Origin of the sequence: Pseudomonas sp. NBRC 111123 (assembly GCF_001320205.1) — a bacterium.
GTDB classification, from domain to species: Bacteria; Pseudomonadota; Gammaproteobacteria; order Pseudomonadales; family Pseudomonadaceae; genus Aquipseudomonas; species Aquipseudomonas putida_J.
In genome coordinates, this window is the sequence record NZ_BCAZ01000053.1 from 1 (window position 1) to 19,039 (window position 19,039).

Consider the following 19,039-nt stretch of genomic DNA (forward strand, 5'->3'; position numbering starts at 1 on the left):
TGTAGGAGCGGCTTCAGCCGCTCCCACAGGATCAGCGCTGGACCTGAGAGCAGCGTTTTACCTGTAGGAGCGGCTTCAGCCGCGAAGAGGCCAACACCAGTTTGGCGTCAGCCCTGCGGCTGCATCGCGGCAAAGTGCGCCGCCAACAGCATGGCGAACTGTTCGACGGTCATCTTCTTGCCGTTGAAATCGACCATGCCGTCGGCATAGTGCAGGCTCGACACAACATCGTTGCCCTGTACGGTGGCCATGCCGCTCTGCAGCGCCATCATGCCGACCATCTCCCCGGCCTGGCTCGATTGCGCGGCAATCACCTGGGCATCGGTCTGCCCCTCCAGCAGCGCCTGCAACGTCGCCAGGTCACCGATCATCGGCTTGGACAACGACAGCTTGCTCTTCACCTCGGTGATCAGCTGCTTGCTCAACTGGTCAGGTGGCAGGTCGAACGAGGCGGGGCTGGCGAAATCCATCGACAGGTCGAAACGGCTCTCGCCATTGGCAGTGCGGAACGCCAGGTTCTCGATGGCCAGCTTGGGCCTGGAAGCCAGCAACTGCTGCAGATCGCCGTGGAACCTGGCTTTTTCCGCCTCGTCCATCTGGATTTCCGGCACCGGCTGGCCCGCAGCCTGCGCCGCCTCGAACTCCGGCAGGTGGGCCTGGTACCACTTGGACAGCGACTGCAAGGCCGGCGCGTTGAGCGACTTGATGCTCACACCCATCTGCGCGCTGCCAACCGCACGGCCGTCCCAGGTGATGTCTGCCACTCGGTAATCCACGCGGCCACCCACGGTGTCCGGGCCATCCAGTGTCTGCAGGACGTTCTGTTCAAGGCCCTTGAGCACCAGCACCTGTTGCTTGGCCCCCAAGGTCGCTTTGGCCTCGGCCAGCAGCAGGTCGACGTTGCCGACGTACACGGCGTCATGCTTGCTGGCTGCCAGGTTGCCGCCGACCTTCAGGCCCGACAGTTCGAAAGTGGCCGGCGGATGGTCCTCGCCGACCAACTTGATTTCGAAACGATCCGCGCTGCCATGGAACTTCGACGCCTTGCCTTCCTGGTCACCGCTGACCTCCAGCGACATGCCCGAGAAGTCCAGGGTGCTGCCGTTGGCCTCGGTGTGCTTGAGCGGCGCCACAGTGATGTTGCTGTCGACGTTGCCCGAGAAGCCCAGGCTGGTGTGCGCGCTGATCGGCGACTGCCCGCCTGCAGCAGCGAACCACGGCGCGGTGAGGTCGTCCTTCTGCAGGCTGCTGTTGCTCGCGGCCAGCACCGGCATCAGCTTCAGTGCCTTGACCCGCGACCAGGGGAACGGGCCATGCTCTATCTGGTCGGTCATGCCAAGGTCGAAACTGACCACTTCGCCATGGCCAAGATTGATGTCCTTGGCCTTGAGCCGGTACTGTGCCGTGCTGCTGAAGAAATGCTGATCGAGCGAGACCAGTTCGACAGTCATGCTGCCGCCATAGTTGACCAGGGCCTTCTTGAGCTGCTCGTTGCTGCGGCTGACGGCGTTGTCCAGCTCCGCAGGCAACTGCTTGCCGGTGTACCAGGCGCCAGCGGTAGTGACGACGGCTATGGCGATGGCCAGGCCGGAAAGGATACCTACTGATTTCTTCATGAATAGAACCGATCGATGTCCATATGGGCAGGTTCGCGGCGATAGCCGCACAAGGGCCGAAGAATATCACCCGGCGCCTGGTCAGGTGATGGCTGCGGTGACGAAATCCTATGATTAGGAAGCATCCGACAAGCGTGCTCTCAACTTCAGACTTGTTAATTTTTACGGACATTCAAGTCGATCGAAACCGCAAAAAACCGCGCAAAAACCGAACATACAGGCCGTTTAACCGATAAATATTTCAATTTCGCAACATCTTGTCATGTTTAACTTGACGCCTCCCTACCAATCGTTTTTTATTTTCACCACCTCGCCCAGCGCCCGATCCACGAAGAAGAAAAAGTCGCGCCGTCATGATGCTCGGATGCCCCTGCCCGCACGCTTCAACCTCCTCGCCAAGGCACTGCCAGCCTGACGTCGGCGCCTAGCACGCGCCTATCTCTGCTCCGAACAAAAAAGGTGAACAACATGGAGCCACACCAGCATGCAGCATGACCACAACGCCACCGGCAACGGCCAATTCCGTAAATCCCTGCGCCTCTGGCACGTAGTCATCATCGGCCTGGCGTACCTCACGCCGATGACCGTGTTCGACACTTTCGGCATCGTGTCCGGCATTACCTCTGGCCACGTTCCCAGCGCCTACCTGCTGGCCCTGGCCGGCGTCCTGTTCACCGCCGTGAGTTACGGCACACTGGTACGCCGCTTCCCGCAGTCCGGCTCGGCCTATACCTATACCCAACGCGCCATCAACCCGCACGTGGGTTTCCTGGTCGGCTGGTCTTCGCTGCTTGATTACCTGTTGCTGCCCATGGTCAACGCGCTGCTGGCCAAGCTCTACCTTTCGGCCATGTTCCCCGAGGTGCCAGCGTGGATGTGGGTGGCCGGCTTCGTCACCCTGATCAGCCTGATCAACATGCGCAGCATCAACCTGGTCGCGCATTTCAACCTGCTGTTCGTGATCGTGCAGCTGATGATCATGTCGGTGTTCATCTACCTGTGCGTACGCGGGCTGGACCAGGGCGAAGGGCTGGGGACCACCTGGAGCCTGACGCCTTTCGCCGACTCGCAGACGCAGCTCAGCGCCCTGGCAGCCGGCGCAACCATCCTGTGCTTCTCGTTCCTGGGCTTTGACGCAGTGACTTGCCTGTCCGAAGAAACCAAGGATCCGGGCAAGATCATTCCGCGTGCGATCTTCCTCACCGCCCTGATCGGTGGCGTCGTGTTCATCGGTGTGTCGTACTTCATGCAGGCGTACTTCCCGACCAACGCTCGCTTCCATGACCCAGAAGCGGCACTGCCGGAAATCGCCCTGTACGTCGGTGGCAAGCTGTTCCAGTCGATCTTCATCGCCTGCACGGTGATCAACACCATCGCCTCGGGCCTGGCTTCGCAGACCAGCGTATCGCGCCTGTTGTACGTGATGGGCCGCGACAATGTGATCCCGAGCGGCGTGTTCGCCCGCCTGCATCCGCGCTACAAGACTCCGGTAGTGAACATTGCCGTGGTCGGCGTGATTGCCCTCTCGGCGATCTTCTTCGACCTGGTCACCGCCACCTCGATCATCAACTTCGGCGCGCTGGTAGCGTTCAGCTTCGTCAACCTGTCGGTGATCAGCCACTGCTACCTGCGCGAGGGCAATCGCCAGGGGCTGGCCAACAAGATGAAGTACCTGATCCTGCCAACCATCGGCTTCTGCATCATCGCCAAGCTCTGGCTTGACCTCAACGAACATTCGTTGATATTCGGCGGCCTGTGGGCAGTCGCGGGGCTGATACACCTGGCCTGGCTGACCAAAGCCTTCCGTGTCGCACCACCGAACTACGTCGCTGAATGACACTAGCCACCAACAACGCCCGCGCCTGAACGCGGGCGTTGTTCTTGTTCGAAAAGGAATGCCCAGATGCCGCTGCGCCGCCTCTCCATTCAATGGAAGATCACCCTGCTCGCCGGCCTTTGCTTGCTGGCCATCGTCGCCTTGCTGGTCGCCAGCTCACTGGCTCAATCACGGCGTAGCGCAGCGTTGGTCAACCAGGCCAATACCGAAATGCTCGAACACAGCGCGCGCCTGCGCCTGCAAGCCCACGCCGAGACCCAGGCGTTGCGCATCCAGCGCTATTTCATGGACGCCTACCAGTACGGCAACGGGTTCGCCCGCCTGGTCCAGGTGCTCAAGACCAAGGGCGGCAGCGACCTGCGCGCCGAACTGACCCGCCAAGCCCACGCCAGCCTTGCCGGCAACCCGGACGTGATCGGCCTGTACCTGGTGTTCCAGCCCAATGCGCTGGACCACCTGGATAGCCAGTTCATCGGCCAGGAGAACAGCGGCAGCAACGAAAGCGGACGCTTCTCGCTGTACTGGTCGCAGCCCAGCCCAGGCACCCTGGAACTGGAAGCGATGCCAGAGTCGATGTTGGGCGACAACAGCCCCGGCACCAACGGCCTGGCCAAGAACCGCTGGCTGACCTGCCCGCAGGAAACCGCCAGGGCCTGCGTGCTCGAGCCCTACCTCGACGAGGTCAATGGTCATCAGGTGCTGATGACCAGCATCGCCCTGCCGCTGCTGGATAACGGCAAGGTCGTGGGCGTGGTCGGCCTGGACATCGGCCTGAACAACCTCCAGCAACTGAGCCTGGATGGCCGCCAGGAACTGTTCGACGGCAAGGGCCAGGTCAGCATCGTCAGCGCTGCCGGCCTGCTTGCCGGGCACAGCCGTGACGCCAGCAGGCTGGGCCAGCCACTGGACAAGGAAGTGGATCAGGGCCTGCTGCGCGTGACACGGCCGTTTGCGCCGATCCCTGACGCCAAGCCCTGGCAAGTGCAACTGGAACTGCCCGAAGCGGTGCTGCAAGCGCCCGCACTCGCCCTCAACCAGCGCCTGGACACCCATAACCAGAGCGCCAACCTGACCAGCCTGCTGATCGGCCTGGGCGCGGCGATCATCGGCCTGCTGCTGGTATGGCTGACCGCACGTGGCGTTACCCGCCCTATCCTCGCCGTGGCCGCGCGCCTGGAAGACATCGCCAGCGGCGAAGGTGACCTGACCCGTCGCCTGGACTACGCCCGCCAGGACGAACTGGGCCAGCTGACGGGCTGGTTCAACCGCTTCCTCGACAAGCTGCAACCGGTGATCGCCCAGGTCAAAGGCTCACTGCTCGAAGCCCGCGGCACCGCCGACCAGTCCGCCGCCATCGCCAGCCAGACCAGTAATGGCATGCAGCAGCAGCAACGGGAAATCGAACAGGTTGCCACCGCTGCCAACGAAATGAGCGCCACCGCCCAGGATGTTGCCCACAACGCTGCACAGGCGGCCCAGGCTGCACGTGGCGCCGATCAGGCCAGCCGTGAGGGCCTGCAACTGATCGCCAGCACCCGCCAGACCATCGACCAGTTGGCCACTGGCATGGACGTCGCCATGGACGAGGCCCGCGCGCTGGAGCAGCGCAGTGAGAAGATCGGCTCGGTGCTCGAAGTGATCCGCGCGATTGCCGAGCAGACCAACCTGCTGGCCCTCAATGCCGCCATCGAAGCCGCGCGTGCAGGCGAAGCCGGGCGTGGTTTTGCCGTGGTCGCCGACGAAGTGCGCAGCCTGGCCCAGCGCACCCAGGTGTCGGTAGAAGAGATTCGCCAGGTAATCGAAGGGCTGCAGCAAGGCACCCAGGACGTGGTCGGCGCCATGCATGAAGGCCAGCGCCAGGCCCAGGCCAGCGCCACTCGCATGGAGCAGGCGTTGCCCGCACTGGAACGCATCGGTGAGGCCGTGGCAGTGATCAGCGACATGAACCTGCAGATTGCCTCGGCGGCCGAGGAACAGAGTGCGGTGGCAGAGGAAGTGAACCGCAACGTCGCCGGCATTCGCGACGTGACCGAGTCGCTGTCCGGGCAGGCCGATGAATCGGCGCGAATCAGTCAGGCCCTGAACAGACTGGCCAACCAGCAACAGGCATTGATGGAACAGTTTCGCGTCTAGCCTGTAAGGGCCTCTTCGCGGGCAAGCCCGCTCCCACAAGCACAGCGCGTCACTCAAGGCTTGTGATATCACAGTGGGAGCGGGCTTGCCCGCGAAGAAGCCGGCACAGGCCCCGAAGAGCAACGTCGTCTTACTGAGCTTACGTTATGCAAACCACACCTCGATCTTCTTTCTTCGATTTAACCAGCGAACAGGGCCTGTTACGTACCTCGATCGCCGTCACCTTGTTCATCGCCACCATCGGTATCGGCTTCGGCCTGGCCTCCGGCTCGTTCTCGATTGTCTTCGATGGCGTCTACTCGCTGGTCGACGCCAGCATGAGCGGGCTTTCACTGGTAGTGGTCAAACTGATCACCTCGCACGCCACCAGCCTGCAACTCTCGCGCAAGCTGCGTGAGCGCTTCACCATGGGCTTCTGGCACCTGGAACCGATGGTGCTCGCACTCAACGGCATCCTGCTCAGCGGCGTCGCCATCTACGCGTTGATCAACGCGGTCAGCAGCCTGCTGCAGGGTGGCCGACACCTGGAGTTCGGCATCGCCATGGTCTACGCACTGCTGACCGTGATCGCCTGCGCGACCATCGCCGTGGTCGAGGACCGTGCCAACCGCAAACTGAAGTCGGACTTCGTGCGCATGGACGTGAAAGGCTGGGTAATGTCGGCCAGCATCACCGCCGCCCTGCTGATCGCCTTCTGCTTCGGCTACGCGGTTCAAGGCACGCAGTGGGAGTGGGTATCGCCTTACATCGACCCGGCAGTATTGGCCTTGGTGTGCCTGGTGATCATTCCACTACCGCTGTCGGTAGTGCGTCAGGCGCTGTCGGAAATCTTCCTGGTGACACCCGGCGACCTGAAACTGCACGTGGACGAGGTGGCGCGCGCATTCGTGGCGCGTCACGGCTTGCAGTCGTACAGGGCCTATGTGGCCAAGGTCGGGCGCTCGCGGGAGATCGAACTGTATTTCATCGTACCCAAGACCATGGCCGCGAAAACCATTGATGAATGGGATGCGTGGCGCAATGAAATCGGTGATGCGGTAGGCGGCGAAGGGCCGGATCGCTGGATTACCGTGGTGTTTACTGGTGATCCTGAGTGGGCTGAATAATCGAAGGCGGGGCGCTTCGCGCCCCACAATCACCCGCGAGCCAGCTCCCACGAGGCCTTGCGCGCAGCCGGAAACGACAAAGCCCGCGACCATTTCTGGTAGCGGGCTTTGTCTTACTGAGTATGGTGGGTCGTGTAGGATTCGAACCTACGACCAATTGGTTAAAAGCCAACTGCTCTACCAACTGAGCTAACGACCCGTTGGATGGCGCGTATAATACTGATTTCTAACGAGAAATCAATACCCTGGCCAACCTTTTATCAGAAGTAATGCGTCGGGTCCTGCACACCCGCCGCCTTGAAACCATCGGCACGCAGGCGGCAACTGTCGCACTTTCCGCACGCCTGGCCTTCATCATTGGCCTGGTAGCAGGAAACCGTCAGGCTGTAATCCACGCCACGGGCCATGCCCGCTTGCACGATCTGCGCCTTGCTCATGTTCTGCAGCGGGGCTTGGATGCGGAAGCCCTGCCCTTCGACACCCGCCTTGGTGGCCAGGTTGGCCATGCGCTCGAAGGCCTCGACGAACGCTGGGCGGCAATCCGGGTAACCGGAATAGTCCACGGCGTTGACACCGATGAAGATGTCACGCGCTTCCAATACTTCCGCCCAGCCCAGGGCCAGCGACAGGAACACGGTGTTGCGGGCCGGCACGTAGGTCACCGGGATGCCCTCACCCGGAGTCTCCGGCACATCGATGCTGCTGTCGGTCAGGGCCGAGCCGCCGATGCCATCGAGGTTGAGGCCGATGACCTTGTGTTCGACCACGCCCAGGTCGCGGGCGACACGTGCCGCAGCGTTCAATTCGGCACGATGGCGCTGGCCGTAGTCGAAGCTCATGGTGTAGCAGCTGTAGCCTTCGGCCTTGGCCATGGCCACGACCGTGGCCGAATCGAGGCCGCCGGACAGCAGGATTACCGCGCGTTTCTCAGTCATCTCTTTCACTCCTCAATCAACGTCCAGGTTCGTCGTTCCACAGCAGCTTGTGCAACTGCAGCTGGAAGCGTACGGGCAGGTTGTCGGCAACGATCCAGTCGGCCAGGTCGGTGGCACTCACCTGATGGTGGCTAGGCGAGAACAGCACTTCGCCAGCGCGTTCGGCCAGGTTGTACTGGATCAGCTTGGACACCGCCCAGTCATAGTCCTCGCGGGAACAGATGACGAACTTGACCTGGTCGTTGCGGGTCAGCTGCTCGATGTTCTCGTAGCGGTTGCGGTGCGACTCTTCCGAGCCAGGGGTCTTGAGATCGACCACACGGCTGACGCGCACGTCGGTACCAGAAATATCGAGGGCGCCACTGGTTTCCAGCGAGACCTCGTAGCCGGCATCGCACAGGCGCTGCAGCAGCGGCAAGGCGTTCGGCTGGGCCAATGGCTCGCCACCGGTAACGCAGACATAACGCGGCTTGAAGCCGGCCACCTGCTCAAGGATCGAATCGAGGGTGCGAATGGTACCGCCGGTGAAGGCGTAGGCACTGTCGCAGTACTGGCAGCGCAGGGGGCAACCGGTCAGGCGCACGAAAACCGTGGGCAGCCCAGCCGTTCGTGTTTCACCCTGCAAAGAGTAAAAGACTTCGGTGATGCGTAATGTGTCTTGCATGCTCGCCACGGGCGTGACAGCTAAACAGGCTGTCCGCCTCCGTCAGGCACTGTCGCGGACTCGACATGGCGTTATCCGCTACAGCGTGTTTATAAAAAAGGGACGTGATTCTAACGAAAAAACCCGCGGCGGGCGCGGGTTTCTTGCAAAGGTGCAGCTTAGAGCTTCTGCAGGTCGCGTTGCGCCAGTTGCGCGGCGGACGTGCCGGGGTACTGGGTGATGACTTGCTGCAGGATGCCCTTGACCTTGTCGGTGTGGCCCATGCGGCGCTCGACGTCAGCCAGCTTGTACAGCGAATCGGGCACCTTGCTGTGCTTGGGGTACTTCTGGCTGACCTGAGCGAAGGCTTGGCTGGCAGCGGGCAGGTCGCCCTTGGCCAGGTTCACCTCACCCAGCCAGTATTGCGCGTTGCCGGCGTACTGGCTGTTCGGGTACTTGCGCAGGAAGGCGTTGAACGCCTGGCTGGCCTTGTCGAAGTCCTTCTGCTTGATCAGGTCGAAAGCTGCATCGTAATAGAGCTTTTCTTTCGCCGGATCACCGGGCTCGCTATTGGCGGCCGGTTGCTGTGCAGCAGCGCCAGCGGCGCCTGCTGCGGCACCGGCGGCGGCATCGGGTGCACCACCGGTGGAGGAATTGTCTGGGGTCGCGGCAGGCGCGCCACCACTGTTGATGCGACGATCAAGATCCTGGTAACGCTCCAGGTTTTCCTGCTTCATGCGCGACACATCGTTCTGCAACTCTTCGATGATGCCTTGCTGACGGGAAAGTTGATCCTGCATCTGTTGCAGCTGCATGAACAGCTGGCCCTGTGCCGAGGCAGGGGCCGAAGCCCCTGCGCCGGCATAGGCGCCGCTCGTGCCATAACCGGAAGGTGGGTAAGCACCCCCGTTGTCATCAACTACAGGAACCGCAGCCCACGCCGAAAGCGGAAGGCTGAGTGCGAGGACGGTTACAGCACGACGGCACATACGCATAAGAACTTACTTACGCAGTTCTACGCGACGGTTCTGAGCCCAGGACTGCTCGTCGTTGCCGGTGGCAACTGGACGCTCTTCGCCGTAGGAGACCAGTTCCAGCTGAGCAGGGGAAACGCCCTGCAGAACCAGGTAGCGCTGAACGGCTTTCGCACGACGCTCACCCAGAGCCATGTTGTACTCGCGGGTGCCGCGCTCGTCGGTGTTGCCTTCCAGGACAACGCGGTTGCCGTTGGCTTTCAGGTCCTTGGCGTGAACGTCCAGAGCGCGCATGGCTTCTGGCTTCAGGTCCGAGCTGTCGTATTCGAAGTAGAAGGTGGTGATTGCGCGCAGGGCAGCTTCTTCGCTCAGGGAGCCGTCAACAGCGCCAGTGTTGGCACCGTAGCCAGCGTTCGGATCAACAGCGCCTTCACCAGCGTTGTCACCGCCTTTCGAGGAGCAACCTACAGCTACGGCCATGGCCAGAGCCAGCGCAGCAAATTTACCAAACTTCAGCATTTCCATCGTGAAACTCCTAATGAAACCCCAGTGTGTTAAGCAAAACGTGTTACGCCGCAATCAGTTCAGGTAAGGGGACCAGGACGGTTCTCTGACTTCGCCTTGAGCGGTAGGAAGTGGGAGCCTCACACGGCCGTTAAGCGACACGAGCATCAAGACTCCCCGGCCCTGCTGGCGGGTGGCGTAGATTAGCATGGTGCCGTTGGGCGCGACAGTGGGCGACTCATCAAGACTCGTTTCCGAGAGAATCTTTACACTTCCGCGCTGCAAGTCCTGTGCCGCCACCTTAAAGTTGGTGAAACCCTGCTGGCGATGGATCATGACCAAGGTCTTTTCGTCCGCCGACAGTTTCGGGTTGGCGTTGTAGTTACCCACGAACGTCACACGCTCGGCACCACCGCCACTGACCGACTGCTTGTAGATCTGTGGCTTGCCGCCACGGTCGGAGGTGAAGTACAGGGTGTTGCCATCCTTGCCCCAGAACGGTTCGGTGTTGATACCCGGGCCGGCGGTTACGCGGCTGATCTGGCGCGAGGCCACGTTCATCACGTAGATGTCCGGGTTGCCGTCCTTGGACAGCACGAACGCCAGGCGCGAACCATCAGGCGACCAGGCTGGTGCGCCGTTCAGGCCTTCGAAGTTGGTCACCTGCTCGCGGCGGCCAGTATCGATGTTCTGCACGAAGATGCGCGGGCGCTTCTGCTCGAACGAAACATAGGCGATACGCTTGCCATCCGGCGCAAAGCGTGGCGACAGGATCGGCTCACGCGACTGCAGCAAGGTCACCGCACGGGCACCGTCGTAGTCCGAACGCTGCAGGGTGTAGCGGGTGTTGTTGGTGGAGAAGCGCTCGGCAGTCACGTACAGCATGCGGGTAGAGAACGCACCCTTGATGCCGGTGAGCTTTTCGAACGACTGGTCGGCAATGTAGTGCGCCATGTCGCGCAACTGGTCGGTGCTGCCCGCCACGCTGCCGGTCAGCACTTGCTGCTCGGTGGCGACGTTGAACAGTGCGTACTGCACCTGCAAGCGACCGCCGGACGGCACGATGCTGCCGACCATCACGTACTGGGCACCCAGCGCTTTCCAGTCACGGAAGATGACTTCGCTGCCCTGGGTCGGCTGGCTGATCATGTTCTGACGCGGAATCGGCGAATAGTAGCCCGAGTTGCGCAGGTCGTTGCCGATGATGTCGGCCATGTCTTCTGGCAGCACACTGCCACCCTGCAGACCGAACGGCACTACCGCGATGGGCGTGGCCCGATCGCTGCCGCTGGTGACCAGGATGTTCTTTTCCTCTGCCATGGCCATGCCGGCCACGCAGCAGAGCATGACCAGCATTCCTCGAAGGAGTTTAATCACAACGCTAGATCCTCAGGTGTAAATGTCATCTTGAACGAACGATAACGGTTGAAATCGCTCGGCTTCATACCCTGCATCTCGGTCAAACGACCAATGTTCTTCACTGCTGCCACCGCCGAACTGTCGAACGGACCATCGCCACTGGACTTGATCACGCTGACACCGGTGATGGTGCCGTCCGGCAACATGTTGACCTGCAGGGTCACCGTCATGCCCTTACGCGCGGAAGGCGGACGAGCCCAACCCTCGGCCGCGCGCATACGGATCAGGTCGTCGAAGTCGCCGGCCACCTGGTCACCCTGCTCGTCAGCCAAGGCCTGCTGCCGCTCGGTGGTGTCGGACAACAGCTCGGCCAGGGCCTGAGCTTTCTTGTCTTCCGCCGACTTGCGGGCCGCTTCCTGTGCCTTCTTCTTCTGAGCATCTGCAGCGGCCTTTTTCTTGGCCTCTTCAGCTGCCTTCTTCTTCGCTTCCTCGGACGCCGCTTTCTTCTTGGCGTCCTCGGCTGCTTTCTTCTTCGCGTCCTCGGCGGCCTGCTTCTTGGCCTCCTCGGCTGCTTTTTTCTTGGCTTCTTCCTCAGCCTGCTTTTTCGCCTCTTCCTCGGCCTTCTTCTTGGCGATGTCGGCCTGCTGCTTCTCGGCGGCCTTCTTCGCCTCTTCAGCCTTCTTGGACTCGGCGGCTTTCTTGGCTTCAGCAGCTTTCGCAGCTTCCTCGGCCTTCTTCGCCTCGGCGGCTTCGCGCGCTTCCTCAGCCTTTTGAGCGGCATCGGCTTTCTTTTGTTCCGCGGCCTTGATGGCCTCCTGCTCGACCTTCTTCTGCTCCAGCTGCTCGACTTCAGTCTGGCGCGAGGCGGTTTTCTTCGCTTCCCCGGCAATCTTCTGATTGGTCTGGGTGGTCGCCTGGCTCTTCGACTTGAGCTGATACAGCGTAGCCTGAACGATCGGCTTGGAAGGCGGCAGTTCAGGCGTCATGGCAAAGCTGACGAACAGCAAGGCGAACACCAGCACATGCAGGCCGATGGCCCAGACACTGGGCCAGAAGTAGCTTTCCGAGGCGGATGGCTCTCGCTGTTGCATCAGGGCGCCTCGGTAATCAGGCCAACGTTACCGACACCGGCCTTCTGCAACCCGCCCATGGCGCCCATGACGGCGCCGTAGTCGACAGCCTTGTCGCCACGAATGAAGACCTGGGTCTGCTTGCCCTGGTCGCGACCGGCGGCAATGATCTTGGTCACTGCGCTGGTCATGTCCGGCAAGGTCATGGCCTTGTCCATCTGCTTGTCGGTATCGACTTCGCTACCGAGGTTCCAGTAGTAGGTCTTGTCGGCCTTGATGGAGATGGTGAGGATCTGGACGTTGTTGTCCTGCGGCAAGGCTTCGCTGGAAACCTTGGGCAGGTCGACCTTCACGCCCTGGTTGAGCATGGGCGCCGTCACCATGAAGATGACCAGCAGCACCAGCATCACGTCGATGTAGGGCACCACGTTCATCTCGGCGACGGGCTTGCGTTTGTGGCGAACTCGGGCCATGGGCTTCTACCTGATTACTCTTCGCTGGTGTGCACTTTGCGGTGCAGGATCGCCTGGAACTCGTCGGCGAAGGTGTAGTAACGGCCGATCAGCACTTCGCTGCGTGCAGCAAAGCGGTTGTAGGCAATAACGGCAGGGATGGCCGCGAACAGGCCGATGGCGGTGGCCACCAGCGCCTCGGCGATACCGGGGGCAACAGTGGCCAGGGTGGCCTGCTGTGCGCTGGCCAGGCCGCGGAACGAGTTCATGATGCCCCATACGGTACCGAACAGGCCGATGTACGGGCTGGTCGAACCGACAGTGGCAAGGAACGGCAGGCTCTGCTCGAGTTTTTCCTCTTCACGCGAGATGGCAACGCGCATGGCTCGCGCCACACCTTCCATGACCGCGTCCGGGTCCACACCCGGCTGCTGGCGCAGGCGCGAAAACTCTTTGAAGCCGGCGCGGAAAACCTGCTCCACACCGGAATCCGGGTCCGGGTTGCTGCCTGCCTGACGATACAGCTTGGACAGGTCGATACCCGACCAGAAGCGCTCCTCGAAGGCATCCAGCGCACGACGACCGGCGCGCAGCATGGTGCTGCGCTGGAAGATCATGATCCATGAGGTGACCGAGGCGGCCACCAGGGTCAGCATTACCAGCTGTACCACCACGCTGGCATTGCTGACCAGACTCCACATGGAGGTATGGTCGACGACGTTAGCTTCCACGCTTATTCTCCTGCGTTCGATTGATTACCCGAGCCGTCCGCCGCAAAGGCATCGCGCAGTTCCGGAGGTATGGCTCGGGGTTTGAAAGTGTCGGCGCGCACGGCGGCCACCAGGAACTGCCCCTCACAGAGCAGCGTTTCATCTTTTTCCCGCCAGACCTGCTGCACGAAGCGCAGGCTGGCGCGATTGAGTTCAAGTACTTGCGCGGTGACCCTCAGCTCGTCGTCCAGACGTGCCGGCGCGTGATAGCGGGCTTCACTGGAATGAACCACGAACAGCAGATTGTCCTCGGCCAGTTGCGCCTGGGAAAAACCCAGATGCCGCAGGCGCTCGGTGCGCGCGCGCTCCATGAATTTCAGGTAATTGACGTAATACACCACGCCACCGGCATCGGTATCCTCGTAATAGACACGACAACGGTGTGCGAACGGTTCCAGGCCTTTTAGCGCGCGCATACTCTAGTGCTTACTCCTCAGCTTGCCAATCCGCTGCGGCAACTGTTTTTTCTTCATTAATGTCGTATTGCCAGCGCACCATGGGCATGCCAGCGGTAGGACCACGAAAAGCCGGTTTTGATCTGTCATTCATCGCCTGGCTCGGAAAATTCACCCGCGCCGCCCAGGCTGCCAGGCACGTTCAGGCCAAAGTGCAGATAGGCGTGCCGGGTAACCACACGGCCACGCGGCGTGCGCATGATGTAACCCTGCTGGATCAGGTAGGGCTCAAGCACATCCTCGATGGTGTGCCGCTCCTCGCTGATGGCCGCAGCCAGGTTGTCCACCCCCACCGGGCCACCGTCGAACTTCTCGATCATGGTCAGCAGCAGGCGACGGTCGGAATGGTCGAAGCCGCGCTCATCGACGTCCAGCAGATTCAGCGCCATGTCGGCCACGGCCTTGGTAATCTGGCCCTTGCCGCGCACTTCGGCGTAGTCGCGCACCCGCCGCAGCAGGCGGTTGGCGATACGTGGCGTGCCGCGGGCGCGACGGGCGATCTCGTAGGCGCCGTGGTCCTCGATGGCCAGGCCAAGGATGTTGGCCGAACGACTGACGATGGTTGCCAGGTCCTTGTCGCTGTAGAACTCCAGGCGCTGGACGATACCGAAGCGGTCACGCAACGGGTTGGTGAGCATGCCGGCGCGAGTAGTGGCGCCAACCAGGGTGAACGGCGGCAAGTCGAGCTTGATCGAACGGGCCGCGGGGCCTTCGCCGATCATGATGTCGAGCTGAAAGTCCTCCATCGCCGGATACAGCACTTCCTCGACCACCGGGGACAGGCGGTGAATTTCATCGATGAACAGTACATCGTGCGGCTCGAGATTGGTCAGCATCGCTGCCAGGTCGCCCGGCCGTTCGAGGATCGGCCCCGAGGTGCTTTTTACCGACACGCCCATTTCGTGGGCGATGATATTGGCCAGGGTGGTCTTGCCCAGCCCGGGCGGGCCGAAAATCAGCGTGTGGTCGAGCGACTCGCCACGCCCCCGCGCCGCCTGGATGAACAACGCCATCTGCTCGCGTACCACCGGCTGGCCGATGTATTCGTCCAGGCGCAACGGGCGGATCGCACGGTCCTGGACTTCTTCACGGTCGCGGCCACTGGCGGCGATCAGGCGGTCGGCTTCGATCACTTGGTAATCATCCCTTTAAGGCTGCGACGAATGAGCTCTTCACTGCTCAGGCCGGCCTTGTCCTTGATTGCGGCAATGGCCTTGCTCGCTTCCTGCGGCTTGTAGCCCAGGGACACCAGAGCACTGACTGCGTCGGCCTCGGCGGAGGACTCGCTGGCCACCGGCAGCGGGCCATCGGAGACCAGGGTGAACATGGCTGGGGAGGTTTCCCAGGCCTTGAAGCGGTCCTTGAGCTCGACCAGCAGGCGCTCGGCGGTTTTCTTGCCGACCCCGGGCACGCGCACCAGAACCGAAGCGTCCTGGGCCTGCACGCAGCGCACCAGCTCGTCCACTTCGAGGCCGGACATCAGCGCCAGCGCCAGCTTCGGACCCACGCCATTAAGGCGGATCAGCTCGCGAAACAGTTCGCGCTCGCGCTTCTCGGCAAAGCCGTAGAGCAAGTGAGCGTCTTCGCGCACCACCAGGTGGGTGTGCACGGTAACCGGCTCGCCGACCTTGGGCAGGCGATACAGGGTCGTCATCGGCACTTCCAGCTCATAGCCCACGCCGTTGACGTCGATAATCAGGTGTGGCGGCTGTTTTTCCGCCAGGGTGCCGCGCAAACGTCCAATCACGTTCCGATCCTTCCTCTCGGGGAGCCGGTCGAAGACCGCTCAACCCTATCAGCAAATGCGCCAGGTGAACGTTTCACCCGAACAAAATATGTATCAGCTCATGAAGCGCTTACAGACGCAAGCGCCCGCCGCGTCGGCGCGCCGTGGCCAGGCCGTGGGGCACCAGGCTGGAGCGGGTATGGGCATGGCACATGGCGATGGCCAGGGCGTCGGAGGCGTCGATCTGTGGCTTCTGGGTCAACTTGAGCAAATGCATGACCATCAGCATCACCTGCTCCTTGTTCGCCCCACCGCTACCGGCGACTGCCTGCTTGACCTGACTGGCACTGTACTCTGCGATTTCCAGGCCGGCTTCTGCAGCGGCAACGATGGCTGCGCCGCGAGCCTGGCCGAGTTTGAGCGCAGAGTCGGCGTTGCGCGCCATGAACACCCGCTCGATGCCCATGGTCACTGGACCGTGCTGGGCGATGATTTCACTGACACCGCGAAAGACGATCTGTAACCGCTCGGGCAACTCACCGCTGCCGGTGCGGATACAGCCCGACGCCACGTACTCGCAACCACGGGCGGTCTGGCGAACCACACCGTAGCCGGTGATGCGCGAGCCGGGGTCGATACCAAGAATCAGAGTCATAGCGCCTGCGAGTTCAAAATGTACCGGCCTATTCACGGGCAAGCCCGCTCTCACAGAAATCGCACCGCATTTGAACCGGGTGCAATACCTGTGAGAGCGGGCTTGCCCGCGAAAAAGCCCTGTAAGCCAAGCGCAAAATCTTAGCCGAGTTTTTCCATGATCTCGTCGGAGATCTGTGCATTGGAGTAGACGTTCTGCACGTCGTCCAGGTCTTCGAGCATATCGATCAGCTTGAGCACCTTCTCGGCGCCCTCCTGATCCAGCTCGGCACTGGTGGTCGGTTGCATGACGATCTCTGCATCGGCGGCCTTGAAGCCCGCCTCTTCCAGCGCGTTACGCACGGCGTAGAAACTGTTGAACGAGGTGAACACCTCGAATGAGCCATCGTCGTTGGCCACCACGTCGTCGGCATCGGCCTCCATCGCGGCTTCCATCAAGGCATCTTCGTCGATGCCCGGGGCGAAGCTGATCTGCCCCTTGCGCTCGAACAGATAGGCCACCGAGCCGTCGGTGCCAAGGTTGCCGCCACACTTGGTAAAGGCATGGCGCACGGCGGCAGCGGTGCGGTTACGGTTGTCGGTCATGGCCTCGACCATGATCGCCACGCCACCCGGGCCGTAACCTTCGTAGCTGAGCTCTTCGACGTTGTCGCTTTCGTTGGTGCCAGCACCACGGGCCACGGCGCGATCGATGATGTCGCGGCTCATGTTGGCGCCCAGGGCCTTGTCCAGCGCCAAACGCAGGCGCGGGTTGGAGCCTGGGTCGGCACCACCTTGCTTGGCGGCAACGGTCAGCTCGCGGATCCACTTGGTGAAGATCTTGCCTCTCTTGGCATCCTGGCGCTCTTTGCGGTGCTTGATGTTCGCCCACTTGGAATGACCAGCCATAACGACTCCGAATCCTTGAAACAGAAACAGGTTCCGCCCCGAAGGGCGGAACGTGGAAATACTGCGCCGAAGCGCCGGGGCGCACCCGCCGGGATGCGCCCGGGGCCGATTACTCGACCTTGGTCTGCTCGCGCAGACGAATGTGCAGCTCGCGCAGGGCCTTGGCGTCGACCATACCAGGGGCCTGGGTCATGACGCACGCGGCGCTCTGGGTTTTCGGGAAGGCGATCACTTCACGGATCGATTGGGCGCCGGTCATCAGCATGACCAGGCGGTCCAGGCCGAAGGCCAGGCCACCGTGAGGCGGCGCACCGAACTTCAGCGCGTCGAGCAGGAAGCCGAACTTCTCTTCCTGTTCCTCTGCCTCGATGCCCAGCAGGCGGAATACCGCTTGCTGCATTTCCTTGCGGTGGATACGGATCGAACCGCCACCCAGCTCGGTACCGTTCAGGACCATGTCGTAGGCACGGGACAGCGCGGTGGCCGGGTTGGCCTCGAGCTCTTCCGGAGTGCACTTCGGCGCGGTGAACGGGTGGTGCAGCGCGGTGAAGCTGCCGTCTTCGTTCTCTTCGAACATCGGGAAGTCGACAACCCACATCGGCGCCCACTCGCAGGTCAGCAGCTCGAAATCGTGGCCCAGGCGGATACGCAGCGCGCCCAGGGCTTCGCTGACGACCTTGAACTTGTCGGCACCGAAGAACACGATGTCACCATCGACAGCGCCAACGCGATCGAGGATGTTGTTGAGGTTGGCTTCAGGGATGTTCTTGACGATCGGCGACTGCAGGCCCTCGACGCCTTTGGCGCGCTCGTTGACCTTGATGTAGGCCAGGCCCTTGGCACCGTAGATGCCGACGAACTTGGTGTACTCGTCGATCTTGCTGCGCGGCATGCTGGCACCGCCTGGCAGGCGCAGGGCGGTGACGCGGCACTTCGGATCGTTGGCCGGGCCGGCAAAGACCTTGAAGTCTACGTCTTTCAGCTGGTCGGCAACGTCGACCAGTTCGAGCGGGATACGCAGGTCAGGCTTGTCGGAACCGTAGCGGCGCATGGCCTCTTCGAAGGTCATGTGCGGGAATTCGCCGAATTCCAGGTCCAGCACTTCCTTGAACAGCTTGCGGATCATGCTCTCGGTGAGGCCCATGATCTCGGCTTCGTCGAGGAAGCTGGTCTCGATGTCGATCTGGGTGAATTCCGGCTGGCGGTCAGCACGCAGGTCTTCGTCACGGAAGCACTTGGCGATCTGGTAGTAGCGGTCGAAACCGGCAACCATCAGCAGCTGCTTGAACAGCTGAGGCGACTGCGGCAGGGCAAAGAAGCTGCCCGCGTGGGTACGGCTCGGCACCAGGTAGTCACGCGCGCCTTCAGGGGTGGCACGGGTGAGGATCGGAGTTTCGACGTCGAGGAAGCCGTTTTCATCGAGGAAGCGACGGATGCTGCTGGTGATGCGCGAACGCAGACGCAGCTTGTCGGCCATTTCCGGGCGACGCAGGTCGATGAAGCGGTAACGCAGGCGGGTCTCCTCGCCGACATCGGAGTATTCGTTCAGCGGGAACGGTGGGGTTTCCGCTTCGTTGAGCACGTTCAGCTGATAGCCGAGGATCTCGATGGCACCGGACGCCATGTTGGCGTTAACCGCGCCGTCCGGGCGCTTGCGCACCTTGCCGGTGATCTGCACGACATACTCGCTGCGCACGCGGTCGGCGGCGGCGAAGGTTTCGGCGCGATCCGGGTCGAACACGACCTGGGCCATGCCTTCGCGGTCACGGATGTCGAGGAAGATCACCCCGCCGTGGTCGCGGCGACGATGGACCCAGCCGCAAAGGGTGACTTCCTGGCCGTCCAGGCTCTCGTTCAGTTGGCCGCAATAATGGCTGCGCATCATGATGGTGGTTTCGCTTCTCGTGATTCGTGTAT

Annotated in this window: 17 protein-coding genes, 1 tRNA gene and 2 pseudogenes; 4 read left to right on the forward strand and 16 right to left on the reverse strand. The window is 61.9% G+C overall.

Going from position 1 to position 19,039, the window contains the following annotated elements:
• Nucleotides 1-107 precede the first annotated feature (107 nt).
• Nucleotides 108-1,616: a YdgA family protein gene (locus APH27_RS21730; protein WP_060485888.1), complete on the reverse strand. Its 1,509-nt coding sequence runs from the start codon at nucleotides 1,614-1,616 to the stop codon at nucleotides 108-110.
• A gap of 484 nt (nucleotides 1,617-2,100) precedes the next feature.
• Between APH27_RS21730 and APH27_RS21735 the strand changes: the two genes are divergently transcribed.
• The 4 genes and pseudogenes from APH27_RS21735 (at nucleotide 2,101) to APH27_RS21745 (ending at nucleotide 6,692) form a co-directional block, all read left to right on the forward strand.
• Nucleotides 2,101-3,453, forward strand: coding sequence for an APC family permease (locus APH27_RS21735; protein WP_027919945.1), 1,353 nt, complete (start codon nucleotides 2,101-2,103; stop codon nucleotides 3,451-3,453).
• Nucleotides 3,454-4,026: 573 nt separating this feature from the next.
• Nucleotides 4,027-4,728 (forward strand): annotated as a pseudogene (locus tag APH27_RS27250) (HAMP domain-containing protein); the annotation flags it as partial.
• 321 nt (nucleotides 4,729-5,049) lie between these two features.
• Nucleotides 5,050-5,586 (forward strand): annotated as a pseudogene (locus tag APH27_RS27255) (methyl-accepting chemotaxis protein); the annotation flags it as partial.
• A gap of 146 nt (nucleotides 5,587-5,732) precedes the next feature.
• The gene (locus APH27_RS21745) at nucleotides 5,733-6,692 is read left to right on the forward strand and encodes a cation diffusion facilitator family transporter (RefSeq protein ID WP_060485890.1); all 960 of its coding nucleotides are present in this window, start codon (nucleotides 5,733-5,735) and stop codon (nucleotides 6,690-6,692) included.
• Between the two features lie 123 nt (nucleotides 6,693-6,815).
• Here APH27_RS21745 and APH27_RS21750 read toward each other — a convergent pair.
• From APH27_RS21750 to aspS, 15 genes are all read right to left on the reverse strand, one after another.
• Nucleotides 6,816-6,891: transfer RNA gene (locus APH27_RS21750), tRNA-Lys, on the reverse strand.
• Nucleotides 6,892-6,952: 61 nt separating this feature from the next.
• Nucleotides 6,953-7,627, reverse strand: a complete 675-nt coding sequence (gene queC, locus APH27_RS21755) for a 7-cyano-7-deazaguanine synthase QueC (RefSeq protein ID WP_027919948.1) — start codon at nucleotides 7,625-7,627, stop codon at nucleotides 6,953-6,955.
• A gap of 16 nt (nucleotides 7,628-7,643) precedes the next feature.
• On the reverse strand, nucleotides 7,644-8,291 hold the full coding sequence (queE, locus tag APH27_RS21760) for a 7-carboxy-7-deazaguanine synthase QueE (protein ID WP_027919949.1): 648 nt from the start codon (nucleotides 8,289-8,291) through the stop codon (nucleotides 7,644-7,646).
• 158 nt (nucleotides 8,292-8,449) lie between these two features.
• A complete protein-coding gene (gene ybgF, locus APH27_RS21765) occupies nucleotides 8,450-9,265 on the reverse strand; it encodes a tol-pal system protein YbgF (RefSeq protein WP_027919950.1) in 816 nt (271 codons plus the stop codon).
• Between the two features lie 6 nt (nucleotides 9,266-9,271).
• Nucleotides 9,272-9,769, reverse strand: a complete 498-nt coding sequence (gene pal / locus APH27_RS21770) for a peptidoglycan-associated lipoprotein Pal (protein ID WP_023381906.1) — start codon at nucleotides 9,767-9,769, stop codon at nucleotides 9,272-9,274.
• Nucleotides 9,770-9,823: 54 nt separating this feature from the next.
• Nucleotides 9,824-11,104, reverse strand: coding sequence for a Tol-Pal system beta propeller repeat protein TolB (gene tolB, locus APH27_RS21775; protein ID WP_177331705.1), 1,281 nt, complete (start codon nucleotides 11,102-11,104; stop codon nucleotides 9,824-9,826).
• Nucleotides 11,105-11,121: 17 nt separating this feature from the next.
• On the reverse strand, nucleotides 11,122-12,198 hold the full coding sequence (gene tolA / locus APH27_RS21780) for a cell envelope integrity protein TolA (RefSeq protein ID WP_060485891.1): 1,077 nt from the start codon (nucleotides 12,196-12,198) through the stop codon (nucleotides 11,122-11,124).
• The gene (tolR, locus tag APH27_RS21785; protein ID WP_008090221.1) at nucleotides 12,198-12,650 is read right to left on the reverse strand and encodes a protein TolR; all 453 of its coding nucleotides are present in this window, start codon (nucleotides 12,648-12,650) and stop codon (nucleotides 12,198-12,200) included. The genes tolA and tolR overlap by 1 nt, the downstream gene beginning before the upstream one ends.
• A 14-nt stretch (nucleotides 12,651-12,664) precedes the next feature.
• Nucleotides 12,665-13,360, reverse strand: coding sequence for a protein TolQ (tolQ, locus tag APH27_RS21790; protein ID WP_027919953.1), 696 nt, complete (start codon nucleotides 13,358-13,360; stop codon nucleotides 12,665-12,667).
• Nucleotides 13,361-13,362: 2 nt separating this feature from the next.
• Nucleotides 13,363-13,815 carry a tol-pal system-associated acyl-CoA thioesterase gene (ybgC, locus tag APH27_RS21795; protein WP_027919954.1) on the reverse strand — a complete coding sequence of 151 codons (453 nt, stop codon included), beginning with the start codon at nucleotides 13,813-13,815 and terminating at the stop codon, nucleotides 13,363-13,365.
• A gap of 125 nt (nucleotides 13,816-13,940) precedes the next feature.
• Complete coding sequence (gene ruvB, locus APH27_RS21800) at nucleotides 13,941-14,987, reverse strand: Holliday junction branch migration DNA helicase RuvB (RefSeq protein ID WP_027919955.1); 1,047 nt, start codon at nucleotides 14,985-14,987, stop codon at nucleotides 13,941-13,943.
• A complete protein-coding gene (ruvA, locus tag APH27_RS21805) occupies nucleotides 14,984-15,601 on the reverse strand; it encodes a Holliday junction branch migration protein RuvA (RefSeq protein WP_027919956.1) in 618 nt (205 codons plus the stop codon). The genes ruvB and ruvA overlap by 4 nt, the downstream gene beginning before the upstream one ends.
• A gap of 109 nt (nucleotides 15,602-15,710) precedes the next feature.
• Nucleotides 15,711-16,235 (reverse strand): crossover junction endodeoxyribonuclease RuvC, encoded by a 525-nt coding sequence (gene ruvC / locus APH27_RS21810; RefSeq protein ID WP_027919957.1) that lies wholly within the window; start codon nucleotides 16,233-16,235, stop codon nucleotides 15,711-15,713.
• 140 nt (nucleotides 16,236-16,375) lie between these two features.
• Complete coding sequence (locus tag APH27_RS21815; protein WP_027919958.1) at nucleotides 16,376-17,122, reverse strand: YebC/PmpR family DNA-binding transcriptional regulator; 747 nt, start codon at nucleotides 17,120-17,122, stop codon at nucleotides 16,376-16,378.
• Nucleotides 17,123-17,231: 109 nt separating this feature from the next.
• Nucleotides 17,232-19,007, reverse strand: coding sequence for an aspartate--tRNA ligase (gene aspS / locus APH27_RS21820; protein WP_027919959.1), 1,776 nt, complete (start codon nucleotides 19,005-19,007; stop codon nucleotides 17,232-17,234).
• Between the last annotated feature and the right edge of the window lie 32 nt (nucleotides 19,008-19,039).